This window comes from Pseudomonas sp. PWP3-1b2, from assembly GCF_049896045.1.
Lineage (GTDB): Bacteria > Pseudomonadota > Gammaproteobacteria > Pseudomonadales > Pseudomonadaceae > Aquipseudomonas > Aquipseudomonas antarctica_B.
This window is the reverse complement of sequence record NZ_JAFCTN010000003.1, coordinates 157,861-172,234: the sequence shown is the minus strand read 5'-3', so window position 1 is coordinate 172,234 and position 14,374 is coordinate 157,861. Positions and strand designations below refer to the sequence as shown.

The window sequence follows — 14,374 nt, the reverse complement described above, 5'->3', positions numbered from 1 at the left end:
ACCAGGCAGTGCACGACGCTTCGACCCCAATCCTTTTGCGGGTGTTGTTATTCATGCGGTTTCGCGCAGTCCAGGATCTCGTTACCGACGACCGCTGACGCGAACAGGGGCGGCACTATACCTACGCGAGCGTAATCCGTCTGCACGAGGCGATTAAAGGTTTCAGCCAAGCTGTTGCAGGGGAGTTGGGTTTGCAGGGCGATTTTAGAGTTCTTATTGGCGTCATTTCACAACCTCAAGGCAAAAAAAAGGGCCTGAAGAACGAGCCTTCAGGCCCTCAAAAGGTGAGAGGTGTCTAGTCCCTCAACCTGGTGAGCGGTGCAACAAACATCAGGCCTTCAAGGGGACCAGACGTGGGGCAATCATGTTTTCCGGGCGCAGGATGTCGTCGAGCATGGCGTCGTCGAGCAAGCCTTCTTCGCGCACCAGTTCCAGCACGCCGCGGCCGCTTTCGAGGGCGATACGCGCAATGCGGGTGGCGTTTTCATAGCCGATGTACGGGTTCAGTGCGGTGACCAGGCCGATGGAATGCTCCACCAGTTCGCGGCAGCGCGCTTCGTTGGCGGTGATGCCGACGATGCAGTGCTCGCGCAGCATGTCCATGGCGCGTTGCAGCAAGCGGATCGAGTCGAAGATCTTGAACGCGATCAGCGGCTCCATCACGTTCAGTTGCAGTTGGCCGCCTTCGGCTGCCATGGTCAGGGCCAGATCGTTGCCGATGACCTGGAACGCCACCTGGTTTACGGCTTCCGGGATCACCGGGTTGACCTTGCCGGGCATGATCGAGCTGCCTGGCTGACGCGCCGGCAGGTTGATTTCGTTGATGCCGGTGCGTGGGCCGCTGGACAGCAGGCGCAAGTCGTTGCAGATTTTCGACAGCTTTACGGCGGTACGCTTGAGCATGCCGGAGAACAGCACGAAGGCGCCCATGTCGGAGGTCGCTTCGATCAGGTCGGCTGCCGGCACCAGCGGCTGGCCGCTGATCAGGGCCAGGCGCTGGACGGCCAGGGCCTGGTAGCGCGGGTCGGCGTTGATGCCGGTGCCGATGGCGGTGCCGCCCAGGTTCACTTCGGTCAGCAGCTCTGGTGCCAGTGTTTTCAGGCGGGCCAGGTCTTCACCGAGGGTGGTGGCGAAGGCGCGGAATTCCTGGCCGAGGGTCATCGGCACGGCGTCTTGCAATTGGGTGCGGCCCATTTTCAGCACGTGGCTGAATTCGACGCCCTTGGCGGCGAACGCCTGGATCAGGCTGTCGAGGCTGGCCAGCAGCGCGTCATGGCCCAGCAGCAGACCCAGGCGGATCGCGGTCGGGTAGGCGTCGTTGGTCGACTGCGCCATGTTCACGTCGTTGTTGGGGTGCAGGTACTGGTATTCGCCCTTGTTGTGGCCCATGGCCTCCAACGCGATGTTGGCGATGACTTCGTTGGCATTCATGTTGGTTGAAGTGCCGGCGCCGCCTTGAATCATGTCCACCACGAATTCTTCGTGGAAATCGCCGCGAATCAGGCGGGCACAGGCTTCGCTGATAGCCGCATGCTTGGCATCGCTGAGCTGGCCCAACTCGCGGTTGGCGTCAGCGGCTGCTTGCTTGACCATTGCCAGGCCGACCACCAATTTCGGGTAATGCGAAATCGGAACGCCCGAGAGGCGGAAGTTATTCACCGCTCGCAGGGTCTGGATGCCGTAATACGCTTGAGCGGGCACGTCGAGTACGCCAAGCAGGTCTTTTTCTGAGCGGAATGATGCAGCGGAGGACATGACGGAAATCATCTCGATAAGGACCCGGAACTGGCCGGAACGCTGCGAATGCTAGGCTTGTGGGAGATTTTGGGCCAATGCCTTTCAGCGCTGGCCTATGCACAAACGGCATAATGTAGCTGTGACCCGGTTATCATGGCGGGCGTGTGTACCAAAATGGTGCGTATCCGTGGGAGGAACTGATGAACCTTGAGAGCAAGTGGCTGGAAGACTTCAGCGCCCTGGCGGCGACCCGCAGTTTCTCCCAGGCAGCGGAGCGGCGCTTTGTGACCCAGCCGGCCTTCAGCCGGCGTATTCGCAGCCTGGAAGCCGCGTTGGGTCTGACACTGGTCAATCGCTCGCGCACCCCGGTAGAGCTGACGGCGGCGGGGCAGTTGTTCCTCGTGACGGCGCGCACCGTGGTTGAACAGCTCGGTGAGGTGCTGCGCCATTTGCATCATCTGGAAGGCGGGCAGGGTGAGGTCATGCAGGTGGCGGCGGCTCACTCCCTCGCGCTGGGCTTCTTCCCGCGCTGGATCGCGCAACTGCGCAATGAGGGGCTGAACATTGCCACGCGGTTGGTCGCCACCAACGTGGGTGACGCAGTGCACGCCCTGCGTGAAGGCGGCTGCGACTTGATGCTGGCGTTCTATGACCCGGACGCCGCCATGCAGATGGACCCCGAAATTTTCCCCTCGCTGCACTTGGGCAACACCGAAATGCTCCCGGTGTGCGCCGCCGATGCCGACGGCAAGCCGCTGTTCGACCTGGAAGGCGAGGGCAGTGTGCCGTTGCTGGCCTACAGCGCTGGTGCCTTCCTTGGGCGTTCGGTTCACCTGTTACTGCGCCAGCGTGCGTTGCGCTTTACCACCGTGTATGAAACCGCGATGGCCGACAGCCTGAAAAGCATGGCGCTGGAAGGCCTGGGCATCGCCTGGGTGCCGCAGTTGAGCGTGCGTGCCGAGTTGGCCCGAGGTGAGTTGGTGGTGTGCGGCGGCCCGCAATGGCATGTGCCGCTGGAGATTCGGCTGTATCGCTGCGCGCTGGTGCGCAAGGCGAACGTGCGGTTGTTGTGGCGCAAGCTGGAAGGTGGGGCGGCGCAAAACTCGACGGCTGAGCGCGGTTAGGTGGGAGCAGGCAAGCCAGCTCCCACACTATTTTGTGGTGTTTTCGCTGACTCGTAAGTCAATAAAACCGCCCCTTTGCGCCGCTAGACAGATGGTCATCCGAGGGGCTGTTTATCTGGTTTATTACGGTATACTGCGCGGCCTTCGGCCGGTCCAATCGGCCAGAATTCGTACAACAAGCCACGCTGGATTTCCCGCGTGGCTTGTTGTTTTTTGACGCGCCTGCGGGCGCCCAGAGAGAAGAGGCACGACGATGAGTGCATTGGTTGGCGTGATCATGGGCTCCAAGTCCGATTGGTCCACCCTTAGCCACACCGCCGATATGCTGGAAAAACTCGGCATTCCGTATGAAGTGAAAGTGGTCTCTGCCCACCGCACCCCGGATTTGCTGTTCCAGTATGCCGATGAAGCAGAATCCCGTGGCATCGAGGTGATCATCGCCGGTGCCGGCGGTGCGGCGCACTTGCCAGGCATGTGTGCGGCCAAGACCCACCTGCCGGTGCTCGGCGTGCCGGTGCAGTCGGCCATGCTTTCGGGCGTCGATTCGCTGTTGTCGATCGTGCAGATGCCGGCCGGTATTCCGGTGGCGACCCTGGCAATCGGCAAGGCTGGCGCGATCAACGCCGCCTTGCTGTCCGCCAGTATCCTGGGCGCCAAGCACCCGCAGTTCCACGCGGTGCTGAAAAAATTCCGCGCCGAGCAGACAGACAGCGTGCTGGACAATCCAGACCCACGCATCGCCTGAGGTGGTTGATTGATGAAAATCGGTGTAATCGGTGGCGGCCAACTGGGCCGCATGCTGGCTCTGGCGGGAACTCCGCTGGGGATGAACTTCGCTTTCCTGGACCCGGCGCCGGACGCCTGCGCGGCGGCATTGGGTGAACACCTGCGTGCTGACTACAGCGACCCGGACCACCTGCGCCAACTGGCCGACGAAGTCGACCTGGTGACCTTCGAGTTCGAAAGCGTCCCGGCTGAAACCGTGGCCTTCCTGTCGCAGTTCGTGCCGGTGTACCCGAGCGCCGAAGCCCTGCGCATCGCTCGCGACCGCTGGTTCGAGAAGAGCATGTTCAAGGACCTGGGCATTCCGACTCCGGCCTTCGCCGATATCCAGTCCCAGGCGGACCTGGACGCCGCTGTCGCCAGCATTGGCCTGCCGGCCGTGCTGAAAACCCGCACCCTGGGTTACGACGGCAAGGGTCAGAAAGTCCTGCGCACCGCCGCCGATGTGGTCGGCACGTTCGCCGAACTGGGCAGCGTCGCCTGCCTGCTGGAAGGCTTTGTGCCGTTTACCGGCGAAGTTTCGCTGATCGCCGTGCGTGCCCGTGATGGCGAAACCCGCTTCTACCCGTTGGTGCACAACACCCACGACAGCGGCATCCTCAAGTTGTCCGTGGCCAGCACCGATCACCCGTTGCAGGCCCTGGCGGAAGACTATTCCAGCCGTGTGCTCAAGCAGCTGGATTACGTCGGCGTGATGGCGTTCGAGTTCTTTGAAGTCGACGGTGGCCTCAAGGCCAACGAAATCGCCCCGCGCGTGCACAACTCCGGGCACTGGACCACCGAAGGCGCCGAGTGCAGCCAGTTCGAAAACCACCTGCGGGCGGTGGCGGGCTTGCCGCTGGGTTCCACGGCCAAGGTCGGCGAGAGCGCCATGCTCAACTTCATCGGTGTGGTGCCGGCGGTGGAAAAAGTCATCGCCATCGACGACTGCCACCTGCATCATTACGGCAAAGCCTTCAAGGCCGGGCGCAAGGTCGGTCACGCCAACCTGCGTTGCAAGGACCGCGCGACGCTTGACGCGCAAATCCTCAAGGTCCAGGCGCTGATCGCCGAACAGTAATCCAGGGATCGGCGGGAACCATTGGTTGCCGCCGCCTCTCTCATTGCAGGACGCCAAAGTCTGACTAGGCTTTCGCGTAGTTCACTTCATACAGAGGGAAATGCCATGGGTATCATCGGAACCATCTTCATCGGCTTGATCGTCGGTCTGCTCGCGCGTTTCCTCAAGCCAGGCGACGACAGCATGGGCTGGATCATGACCATCCTGCTGGGTATTGCCGGTTCGCTGGTTGCCACTTACGGTGGTCAGGCACTGGGCATCTACCAGGCTGGCCAGGGCGCAGGCTTCCTCGGTGCGCTGATCGGCGCCGTCGTGCTGCTGGTGATTTACGGCTTGCTGCGCAAAAAGTGATTTAGCGACAAAGCCCTCTGCGCTACGCAGGCGCAGAGGGCTAGAATGCTCGGCTTCCGACTTTGCCGAGCCTCTCCATGCGCCGTCTTATTTTGACTCTCCTCTTGCTGGGCTCAAGCCTGGCGCACGCCGGCGAACTGCCGGAAACCGACTGGCTCGAACTGATGCCGCTTTCCGACCAGAAAGCCCTCGAAGCCATGCCCGAAATTGACCACAACTCCCCCGAAGCCCAAGGCACGTTCACCGACAAAGGTGGCTTGAAGCAAAGCAAAGGCTTGCCGGCGGTGATGTACTCCACCAAAACCGTGGCCGCCATGAACGGCAAGAACATCCGCATCGGCGGTTACCCGGTGCCGCTGGAAACCGACGCCAAGGGCCGTAGCACGCTGTTCTTCCTGGTGCCGTATCCGGGCGCCTGCATCCATGTGCCGCCACCGCCGCCTAACCAGTTGGTGCTGGTGCGTTATCCCAAGGGCTTGAAGCTGGATGATATCTACACGCCGCTGTGGGTCACGGGCACGTTGAAAGTGGAGAAGGTGAATAACGATCTGGCGGATGCGGCGTATGCGCTGGATGCGGGGAAAGTAAGAGCCGTGAAAGAGTCCGATCTCTAAGCCTCAACCGCAATCAGTGTGGGAGCTGGCTTGCCTGCGATAGCTTCACTGCGGTGTATCAGTGATACCCCGGTGTTTGCATCGCAGGCAAGCCAGCTCCCACATTTTTATCGGCGTTTACAGGTTGAGACTGGTGATGCTCACGGCCAGGGTATGGCTGGCGCCGGGTGCAAGGGTCACCACGTCATCCAGCACGTTCGCCGTTTCGATGCACAACATTCCCTGCCAGCCGTCATCGGCCATGTCGTCAAACGCCTTGGCGCGTTCGGTCCAGGGATTCCAGATCACCGTCGAGTTCGACCCTTCGCTGGTGAGCTGGATCCGACGCTGCCAATCTTTATCGACAATATTCAACTGCGTCGGTGTGTTGAGGTAAATGCGATCAGTCTCGGCGGTGAACGCCAGCAACCCCGATTGTGTCTTGTTGCTCCAGCCGTCAGCGGTATCGATATACGCTAACCCGTCCAGACCTTCGACCTGCACGTTGCGCACATCGCTCACGGCGAAATAGGTGTGCAGCGCCTGGCTTAAGGTCACGGTGTCGGTGCCACGGTTGTGGCTGGTCAGGCGAATATGCAACTGGTCGTCCAGTAGCAGGCTTAACGTCAGGTCGACATGATGGGGCCAGCCGGGAAAGCCGCCCGCAGGTACCGGCAGTACCAGATCAACGCGCAACGTTTCGCCTTCAAGCTCGCTCCCGGCCAGGTCCCAGAGTGCTGTGCGTACGAAACCGTGGGCGCCGGCAGGCTGTTCGCTCTTGCGCATCGCCTTGACGCTATCGGGGTTGCGGTCGAATACACCAAACCACGGCCAGCACACCGGGACGCCGGTGCGGATGCCTTTGCCTTTCTTGAACACCGCCTCGGGGTTCGGCCAGATCAGCGGCTGCTCACCCTGGCGCTGATAACTGAAGAGGTGCGCGCCCTGTTGGGCAACCATCAATTCAGCGCCGTTGTGGCGGATGCGCCAGCAGTCCAGTTCGTCGATTTTCACGGTTTCAACGTGGGGCACAGGCATACAAAGCACTCTTTATGGCAGGCAATGGGGCAATTGACCGTCGAAACCCGGCGATGTTTAACGCGCGCGCGACGGTACTGAACGCGTACGGCCACTGCCATCGATGGCGACGAACACAAACACCGCTTCGGTAACCTTGCGCCATTCGCTGGACAGCGGGTCGTCGCTCCACACTTCGACCATCATCTGAATCGAGCTGCGGCCGATTTCCAGCGCCTGGGTATAAAAGGAAAGTTGCGCGCCCACGGCCACTGGCACCAGGAATGCCATGCGATCAATCGCAACCGTGGCCACGCGGCCACCTGCGACCTTGCTGGCCATTGCTGTGCCGGCGAGGTCCATTTGAGCGACCAGCCAGCCGCCAAAGATGTCGCCAAAACCGTTGGTTTCACGCGGGAGCGCAGTGATTTGCAGGGCGAGATCGCCTTGCGGGATTGGATCTTCTTGTTCGAGTTCGATCATGCCGAGGGTGCCTCTGACCCGTGACGCTTCGGGTATTTCAAATGGATAGCCGTCTTTTGGAAAAACGTTTCAGCACCAACATACACCGCGTGATGCGTTTCTCGTAAGGCGAACTAAAGGGAAACTCTACCAAATCGGCTGGATGGCACCCAACGACGCTTTGGCGCAGCAGCCCCTCAAGCCAGCGGGTTTGGCGCTGGCAAGGGCCGAGTATATCGAGACGCTGGCGCCGCGACGACCTCTCGGGGCTCATTTGGTCGGCTAATCGCGCTGTATGGCGGCTTTTTACCGCAACTGTGCTTCTGGTTGTCATTAACAAGCGTGAGCCCTGAGTATTCGCCCACTTTAAGTGTTAACAGGTCAGCGCTGTGCTTTTGCAGTCGATTTGCTATCTTGCCGAACCCGTCTTCACCGCGGGCCTGCCGTTCTGACTAATAAGAGAAGCCTTGCCATGTCCTCCGTGCCCGCAAGCAGTGCGCAACCTTCGCGCCCGCTGACCCGCAACGACTACAAAACCCTGTCGCTGTCTGCCTTGGGCGGGGCGCTGGAGTTTTACGACTTCATCATCTTCGTGTTTTTCGCCACCGTGGTCGGAAAACTGTTCTTCCCCCTCGACATGCCTGAATGGCTGCGCATGATGCAGACCTTCGGCATCTTCGCCGCCGGCTACCTGGCACGCCCGCTGGGCGGCATCATCATGGCGCACTTCGGCGACCTGCTGGGCCGCAAGAAAATGTTCACCTTGAGCATTTTCATGATGGCCGTGCCGACCCTGATCATGGGCCTGCTGCCGACCTACGCGCAGATCGGCCTGTGGGCGCCGTTGTTGCTCCTGCTGATGCGCGTCATCCAGGGCGCAGCGATTGGCGGCGAAGTACCGGGCGCCTGGGTGTTCGTTTCCGAGCACGTACCGCCGCGCCATATCGGCTACGCCTGCGGCACGCTGACCAGCGGCCTGACGGCCGGCATCTTGCTGGGCTCGCTGGTGGCTACCGCGATCAACACCTTGTACAGCCCGGAGCAGGTTTCGGATTACGCCTGGCGAATCCCGTTCTTGCTGGGCGGCGTGTTCGGCCTGCTGTCGGTGTACCTGCGCCGCTGGTTGCATGAAACGCCGATTTTCGCCGAGATGCAGCAACGCAAAACCCTGGCGGCCGAGCTGCCGTTGCGCGCGGTATTGCGCGACCATCGCAGTGCCATTGTCCTGTCGATGCTGCTGACCTGGCTGCTGTCGGCCGGTGTGGTGGTGGTCATTCTGATGACTCCGACTGTGTTGCAAACCGTCTACCACTTCAGCCCGACCATTGCGCTGCAAGCCAACAGCATGGCTATCGTCGCCTTGAGCCTGGGCTGCATCGCCTCTGGTGCCCTGGCCGACCGCTTTGGCGCAGGCCGCGTGCTGGTCGTGGGTTGCCTGCTGCTGCTGGCGACTTCGTGGACGCTCTACCACAGCCTCATTGATCACCCGAATTGGCTCTTCCCGCTGTACACCTTGACCGGCCTGTTTGTAGGCGTGATCGGCGTGGTGCCTTACGTGATGGTGAAAGCCTTCCCGCCAGTGGTGCGCTTCAGTGGGTTGTCGTTCTCCTACAACGTTGCCTACGCCGTGTTTGGCGGTCTGACGCCGCTGGCGGTGTCGCTGCTGATGAAGGAAAGCCCGATGGGCCCTGCTTACTATGTCGCCGTGCTGTGCGTGATGGGGATGTTGGTGGGTGGTTACCTGTGGAAGCGGGGGCGTTAATTCACCGATAACCTGTGGCGAGCGAGCTTGCTCGCCACAGGTATTTTGCTCTGCCAACGGTTAAAGAGAGTTTCTGAAATAGCGGCTAAATCCCCTCGCACGCCCCGTTTTTAATGACCTTCCCCCTTTCTGTCAGGTTTTTCACAAATGCTGGCCTTTCATCTAATTGTCATATTTCGGACATAGAGTGTTCACACGGCCTACCGATACTTGGCCCCGATCCAACTATCCCTATCTGCTAGGAGCAAGGCATGAAACTGAAACGTTTGATGGCGGCAATGACTTTTGTCGCTGCTGGCGTTGCGACCGCTAACGCGGTAGCCGCTGGTGTTGACCCGGCAATTCCGGCCTACGCCAAGACCACCGGTGTATCGGGCAACCTGTCCAGCGTTGGTTCCGACACCCTGGCGAACCTGATGACCTTGTGGGCTGAGTCCTACAAAAAGGAATACCCGAACGTTAACATCCAGATTCAGGCCGCCGGCTCCGCCACTGCGCCACCTGCGCTGACTGAAGGCACCTCCAACCTGGGCCCGATGAGCCGCAAAATGAAGGACACCGAACTGGCGGCCTTCGAACAGAAGTATGGCTACAAGCCAACCGCTATCCCGGTGGCTGTGGATGCCCTGGCTGTCTTCGTACACAAAGACAACCCGATCCAGCACCTGACCATGGAACAGGTCGACGCAATCTTCTCCTCGACGCGTCTGTGCGGCGGCAAAGCCGATGTGAAAACCTGGGGTGACCTGGGTGTGACCGGCGACCTGGCCAACAAGCCGGTTCAACTGTTCGGTCGTAACTCGGTATCCGGCACTTATGGCTACTTCAAAGAAGAAGCCCTGTGCAAAGGCGACTACAAGCCAAACGTGAACGAACAACCAGGCTCGGCTTCGGTCGTGCAGTCGATCAGCTCCTCGCTGAACGGCATCGGTTACTCGGGCATCGGCTACAAGACTGCAAGCGTGAAGACTGTAGCCCTGGCCAAGAAAGGCAGCACTGACTACATCGAAGACAGCGAAGAAAACGCCCTGAACGGCAAATACCCGCTGTCGCGTTTCCTCTACGTGTACGTCAACAAAGCCCCGAACAAGCCTCTGGCCCCGCTGGAAGCTGAGTTCGTGAAACTGGTTCTGTCCAAGCAGGGCCAGGAAGTTGTAGTCAAGGACGGCTACATCCCGTTGCCAGCCAAAGTTGCCGCCAAGGCACTGGCTGACCTGGGTCTGAAAGAAGGCAACTAAGCCTGCAAGACCTGGTGTAGACGCATGCTGTTATGTGGGAGCGGGCTAGCCCGCGATGCTGGCGACGCGGTGTAGAGCTGAAGCCGTATTGATGCCATCGCGGGCAAGCCCGCTCCCACACTAACCGTCTACACCCCAATTTTTTAGCCCGCTGCTAGCTCTGCTACGCGGCGGCTTTGTTGCGTCACTGCACTGTCATCTTTCTGTCATACAGGACCGCTAGGGTGTGCGCATGAATGATCTGGCCAATTCCACCATGACGACGACTTCTCCTCCCAAACGTATTGATTTCAATACGCCTGAGCTGCAACGCAAGCGCCGCATTCGCGCGCTGAAAGATCGCCTGACCCGTTGGTACGTGTTGATCGGCGGCCTCGCCGTCCTCGCCGCCATCACCTTGATCTTCTTCTTCCTCGCTTATGTTGTCGCGCCCCTGTTTCAGGGCGCCTCGCTGACCAAGGAAGACGCGCTGACCCCGGCGTGGATCCAGGACGCCGGCAAGCCATTGATGATCTCCCTCGAAGAACAGAACCAGGTCGCCATGCGGGTTTCCGACAAGGGCCAGGCGCTGTTCTTTGATGTGAACACGGGCGCCGAGCTCAAGCGTGTCGACCTGCCGCTCCCGGCGGGCGTCAGCGTTGCCTCTATCGGTGAAGACCAGCCGGGCAGCCCGCTGGTGATCCTGGGTTTGTCGAATGGCCAGTCTCTGGTGTTCCGCCACACCTATAAGGTGTCCTACCCGGACGGCAAGAAAACCATTACGCCAGCGATTGAATACCCTTACGGCGAAACGCCGATCGTCCTTGACGAGCAGGGTCGCCCGCTGGAGCACGTCGCGCTCAACGCCACCGACTCCTCGCTGGTGGTTGCCGGTTCCGCAGGTTCCTACTTGAACGTGCTGAGCCTGAGCCGCGAAGAAAACATGATGACCGGCGAAGTCACCAGCGAGCAGAAGCGTATCGAGCTGCCGCAAATGACCGAGCCGGTGAAGGCGATCTTCATCGACCCGCGTCAGCAGTGGTTGTACGTGATCAACGGTCGCGCCCTTGCTGACGTCTTCAGCCTGCGCGACAAGAGCCTCAACGGTCGCTACAAACTGCTCGAAGACGGCAACACCGAAATCACCGCCAGCACCCAGCTGGTGGGCGGTATCTCGCTGATCTTCGGTAACTCCAAAGGTGGCCTGGCCCAGTGGTTCATGGCCCGCGACCCGGATGGCGAGCAACGCCTGAAGCAGATTCGTACGTTCCAGATGGGCACCACGCCCATCGTTGAAATCACCGCTGAAGAACGTCGCAAAGGCTTCACCGCCCTCGACGCCTCCGGCAAGTTCGGCGTGTTCCACAGCACCGCCCACCGCACTTTGCTGGTCGACCCGGTGGTCGATGGCCAAGGCGTGTTCGGCATGTCGCCACGGGCCAACCGCGTGATCGTCGAAGCCGGGGGCAAGCTGCAACCGTTGCTGCTGGATAACCCGCACCCGGAAGTCTCGTGGAGCGCGTTGTGGAGCAAGGTCTGGTACGAAAACTACGACGAGCCTAAATACGTCTGGCAATCGACCGCCGCCAACACCGATTTCGAACCAAAAATGAGCCTGGCCCCGCTGACCTTCGGTACTTTGAAGGCCGCGTTCTACGCCATGCTGCTGGCCGCGCCACTGGCCGTTGCCGCTGCGATCTACACCGCTTACTTCATGGCCCCGAGCCTGCGCCGCAAGGTCAAGCCGGTGATCGAACTGATGGAAGCGATGCCGACGGTGATCCTTGGCTTCTTCGCCGGCCTGTTCCTGGCGCCGTATGTGGAAGGGCATCTACCGGGGATTTTCAGCCTGTTGATGCTGTTGCCGATTGGCATCCTGGTCGCCGGTTTTGTGTTCAGCCGCTTGCCTGAATCGATCCGTCTGCGTGTTCCCGATGGCTGGGAAAGCGCGATCCTGATCCCGGTGATCCTGTTTGTGGGCTGGCTCTCGCTGTACATGAGCCCGTACCTGGAAACCTGGTTCTTCGGCGGCGACATGCGCATGTGGATTTCCCACGACCTGGGCATCACCTACGACCAGCGCAACGCCTTGGTCGTCGGCCTGGCCATGGGTTTCGCGGTAATCCCGAACATCTACTCCATCGCTGAAGACGCCGTGTTCAGCGTGCCGCGCGGGCTGACACTGGGCTCGCTGGCCCTGGGTGCCACACCGTGGCAGACCATGACACGCGTGGTCATCCTGACCGCCAGCCCGGGGATTTTCTCGGCGCTGATGATCGGCATGGGCCGCGCTGTCGGCGAGACCATGATCGTACTGATGGCCACCGGTAACACGCCGGTGATGGAGATGAACCTGTTCGAAGGCCTGCGCACCCTGGCGGCCAACGTCGCGGTAGAAATGCCTGAGTCGGAAGTGGGCGGTAGTCACTACCGTGTGCTGTTCCTCTCGGCACTGGTACTGCTGCTGTTCACCTTCATCATGAACACCCTCGCCGAGCTGATCCGTCAGCGTCTGCGCAAGAAATACTCGTCGCTTTAAGAAAGGTAGAAGTCTGTGAAACAGAACTCCCTGAATGGATGGTTCAAGAGCGGCGCCCCCGGCGTCTGGATCAGTGGTGGCGCGGTGTCCATCGCGGTCATCATGACCATTGGTTTGCTGGCCGTGATTGCCGTGCGTGGTTTGGGCCATTTCTGGCCGGCTGACCTGATCCAGGCCAACTACAGCGTGCCGGGCCAGGAAAACCATATCGTCGTCGGCGAAGTGGTGCAGAAAGAAGAAGTGCCCCGCGAGCGCCTGAAAAGCGCTGGCCTGCCGGTGCCGGACCAAGGCCCTGAATTCATGACCCGCGAGCTGATCAAGGTCGGCAACCGTGACTTGAACGGCAACGACTTCACCTGGATCGTCGGCGAGTGGTTGAAGGACCAGACCAAGCCGGTGGAGCTGATGGCCATCGAGCGCCGCGAGTGGGGTAACTTCTACGGCACCCTGGTCAACGTCAAGCAGGATGGCAAGGTCATCGCAGTAGGCGAGGCCGCGTGGCCTGAGCTGCAAGCCCGCGTCGACCGCGTGAACAAGCTGGCTGCCCAGCTCAAGAGCCTGGAAAAAACCGACATCGGCGCGATCAACGCCGGGCTGGAGCGCATCCGCTTGCACGGTCGCAAGCTCGAGCTGGAAGGCAAGCTGGACGCCACCGCCCAGGCGGACATGGATGCCGGCCGTGCCGAGCTGAATGCTCGCTACCAGGACATCGAGGCGCGCCTGGCAGACTTGCACACCCAGTTCAACCGCGACAGCCTGACCGCCCGCGACGCCAACGGCAAAGAACTGGAAATCGGCATCGGCAAGGTGGTGCACGCTTACCAGCCGAACGCCATGGGTTACATGACCAAGGTCGGCTTCTACTTCAGCAAGATCTGGGAATTCCTCAGCGATGACCCACGGGAAGCCAACACTGAAGGCGGGATTTTCCCGGCTATTTTCGGCACCGTGATGATGACCCTGATCATGGCGATGATCGTGACCCCGTTCGGCGTGCTGGCGGCGGTGTACCTGCGTGAATACGCCAAACAGAACGCCCTGACGCGCATTATCCGCATCGCGGTGAACAACCTGGCGGGTGTTCCGGCCATCGTCTACGGCGTGTTCGGCCTGGGCTTCTTCGTGTATGTATTGGGTGGCTCGGTTGACCGTATATTCTTCTCCGAAGCCCTGCCGGCCCCAACCTTCGGTACACCGGGCCTGCTGTGGGCCTCGCTGACCCTGGCGCTGCTGGCGGTGCCGGTGGTGATTGTGGCTACCGAAGAAGGCCTGGCGCGAATTCCTCGCACCGTGCGTGAAGGTTCGCTGGCACTGGGCGCGACCAAGGCGGAAACGCTGTGGAAGATCGTGCTGCCGATGGCCAGCCCGGCAATGATGACCGGCATGATCCTCGCCGTGGCCCGTGCCGCCGGTGAAGTGGCGCCGCTGATGTTGGTGGGTGTGGTGAAGCTGGCGCCGTCGCTGCCGCTGGATGGCAACTACCCGTATTTGCACCTGGACCAGAAGATCATGCACCTGGGCTTCCATATTTATGACGTCGGCTTCCAGAGCCCGAATGTCGAGGCCGCCCGGCCACTGGTATATGCGACTGCACTGTTGCTGGTGCTGGTGATTGCGACGCTTAACTTGTCGGCAGTGTGGATCCGTAACCACCTGCGCGAGAAATACAAAGCGCTGGACAGTTAATGCGATTCCCTGTGGGAGCTGGCTTGCCTGCGATGCAGACGAC

12 protein-coding genes are annotated in these 14,374 nt (G+C 60.7%); 9 read left to right on the top strand and 3 right to left on the bottom strand.

The window, feature by feature from the left end; all coding sequences use genetic code 11:
• Nucleotides 1-330: 330 nt before the first annotated feature.
• The gene (gene aspA, locus ACP7A2_RS03230) at nt 331-1,755 is read right to left on the bottom strand and encodes an aspartate ammonia-lyase (RefSeq protein ID WP_375065667.1); all 1,425 of its coding nucleotides are present in this window, start codon (nt 1,753-1,755) and stop codon (nt 331-333) included.
• A gap of 182 nt (nt 1,756-1,937) precedes the next feature.
• Here aspA and ACP7A2_RS03225 point away from each other — a divergent pair, with 182 nt between their 5' ends.
• From ACP7A2_RS03225 to ACP7A2_RS03205, 5 genes are all read left to right on the top strand, one after another.
• On the top strand, nt 1,938-2,861 hold the full coding sequence (locus ACP7A2_RS03225) for a LysR substrate-binding domain-containing protein (protein WP_049710883.1): 924 nt from the start codon (nt 1,938-1,940) through the stop codon (nt 2,859-2,861).
• A gap of 253 nt (nt 2,862-3,114) precedes the next feature.
• Complete coding sequence (gene purE, locus ACP7A2_RS03220; RefSeq protein WP_003176980.1) at nt 3,115-3,606, top strand: 5-(carboxyamino)imidazole ribonucleotide mutase; 492 nt, start codon at nt 3,115-3,117, stop codon at nt 3,604-3,606.
• A gap of 12 nt (nt 3,607-3,618) precedes the next feature.
• A complete protein-coding gene (locus tag ACP7A2_RS03215; protein ID WP_426133042.1) occupies nt 3,619-4,704 on the top strand; it encodes a 5-(carboxyamino)imidazole ribonucleotide synthase in 1,086 nt (361 codons plus the stop codon).
• 105 nt (nt 4,705-4,809) lie between these two features.
• Nucleotides 4,810-5,055 carry a GlsB/YeaQ/YmgE family stress response membrane protein gene (locus ACP7A2_RS03210; RefSeq protein ID WP_122539226.1) on the top strand — a complete coding sequence of 82 codons (246 nt, stop codon included), beginning with the start codon at nt 4,810-4,812 and terminating at the stop codon, nt 5,053-5,055.
• 77 nt (nt 5,056-5,132) lie between these two features.
• Nucleotides 5,133-5,669 (top strand): DUF3299 domain-containing protein, encoded by a 537-nt coding sequence (locus ACP7A2_RS03205; RefSeq protein ID WP_426133041.1) that lies wholly within the window; start codon nt 5,133-5,135, stop codon nt 5,667-5,669.
• Nucleotides 5,670-5,786: 117 nt separating this feature from the next.
• Here ACP7A2_RS03205 and ACP7A2_RS03200 read toward each other — a convergent pair whose 3' ends face one another.
• Nucleotides 5,787-6,686, bottom strand: coding sequence for a D-hexose-6-phosphate mutarotase (locus ACP7A2_RS03200; protein WP_426133040.1), 900 nt, complete (start codon nt 6,684-6,686; stop codon nt 5,787-5,789).
• A gap of 57 nt (nt 6,687-6,743) precedes the next feature.
• Complete coding sequence (locus ACP7A2_RS03195) at nt 6,744-7,148, bottom strand: acyl-CoA thioesterase (RefSeq protein WP_003176975.1); 405 nt, start codon at nt 7,146-7,148, stop codon at nt 6,744-6,746.
• A 451-nt stretch (nt 7,149-7,599) separates the two neighbouring features.
• Here ACP7A2_RS03195 and ACP7A2_RS03190 point away from each other — a divergent pair, with 451 nt between their 5' ends.
• The 4 genes from ACP7A2_RS03190 to pstA all read left to right on the top strand — a co-directional run bounded on the left by ACP7A2_RS03190 (nt 7,600) and on the right by pstA (nt 14,331).
• Nucleotides 7,600-8,889 carry an MFS transporter gene (locus tag ACP7A2_RS03190; RefSeq protein WP_348057635.1) on the top strand — a complete coding sequence of 430 codons (1,290 nt, stop codon included), beginning with the start codon at nt 7,600-7,602 and terminating at the stop codon, nt 8,887-8,889.
• A gap of 251 nt (nt 8,890-9,140) precedes the next feature.
• Nucleotides 9,141-10,127: a phosphate ABC transporter substrate-binding protein PstS gene (locus ACP7A2_RS03185; protein ID WP_375065650.1), complete on the top strand. Its 987-nt coding sequence runs from the start codon at nt 9,141-9,143 to the stop codon at nt 10,125-10,127.
• Nucleotides 10,128-10,611: 484 nt separating this feature from the next.
• Complete coding sequence (locus tag ACP7A2_RS03180; protein ID WP_426133100.1) at nt 10,612-12,645, top strand: ABC transporter permease subunit; 2,034 nt, start codon at nt 10,612-10,614, stop codon at nt 12,643-12,645.
• Between the two features lie 15 nt (nt 12,646-12,660).
• Nucleotides 12,661-14,331 carry a phosphate ABC transporter permease PstA gene (pstA, locus tag ACP7A2_RS03175; RefSeq protein WP_375065648.1) on the top strand — a complete coding sequence of 557 codons (1,671 nt, stop codon included), beginning with the start codon at nt 12,661-12,663 and terminating at the stop codon, nt 14,329-14,331.
• Nucleotides 14,332-14,374 lie beyond the last annotated feature (43 nt).

What these genes read in the sequence shown, in the direction of transcription:
- aspA (WP_375065667.1), bottom strand. Translation starts at nt 1,755, where the DNA reads ATGTCCTCCGCTGCATCATTCCGCTCAGAAAAAGACCTGCTTGGCGTA.
- ACP7A2_RS03225 (WP_049710883.1), top strand. Translation starts at nt 1,938, where the DNA reads ATGAACCTTGAGAGCAAGTGGCTGGAAGACTTCAGCGCCCTGGCGGCG.
- purE (WP_003176980.1), top strand. Translation starts at nt 3,115, where the DNA reads ATGAGTGCATTGGTTGGCGTGATCATGGGCTCCAAGTCCGATTGGTCC.
- ACP7A2_RS03215 (WP_426133042.1), top strand. Translation starts at nt 3,619, where the DNA reads ATGAAAATCGGTGTAATCGGTGGCGGCCAACTGGGCCGCATGCTGGCT.
- ACP7A2_RS03210 (WP_122539226.1), top strand. Translation starts at nt 4,810, where the DNA reads ATGGGTATCATCGGAACCATCTTCATCGGCTTGATCGTCGGTCTGCTC.
- ACP7A2_RS03205 (WP_426133041.1), top strand. Translation starts at nt 5,133, where the DNA reads ATGCGCCGTCTTATTTTGACTCTCCTCTTGCTGGGCTCAAGCCTGGCG.
- ACP7A2_RS03200 (WP_426133040.1), bottom strand. Translation starts at nt 6,686, where the DNA reads ATGCCTGTGCCCCACGTTGAAACCGTGAAAATCGACGAACTGGACTGC.
- ACP7A2_RS03195 (WP_003176975.1), bottom strand. Translation starts at nt 7,148, where the DNA reads ATGATCGAACTCGAACAAGAAGATCCAATCCCGCAAGGCGATCTCGCC.
- ACP7A2_RS03190 (WP_348057635.1), top strand. Translation starts at nt 7,600, where the DNA reads ATGTCCTCCGTGCCCGCAAGCAGTGCGCAACCTTCGCGCCCGCTGACC.
- ACP7A2_RS03185 (WP_375065650.1), top strand. Translation starts at nt 9,141, where the DNA reads ATGAAACTGAAACGTTTGATGGCGGCAATGACTTTTGTCGCTGCTGGC.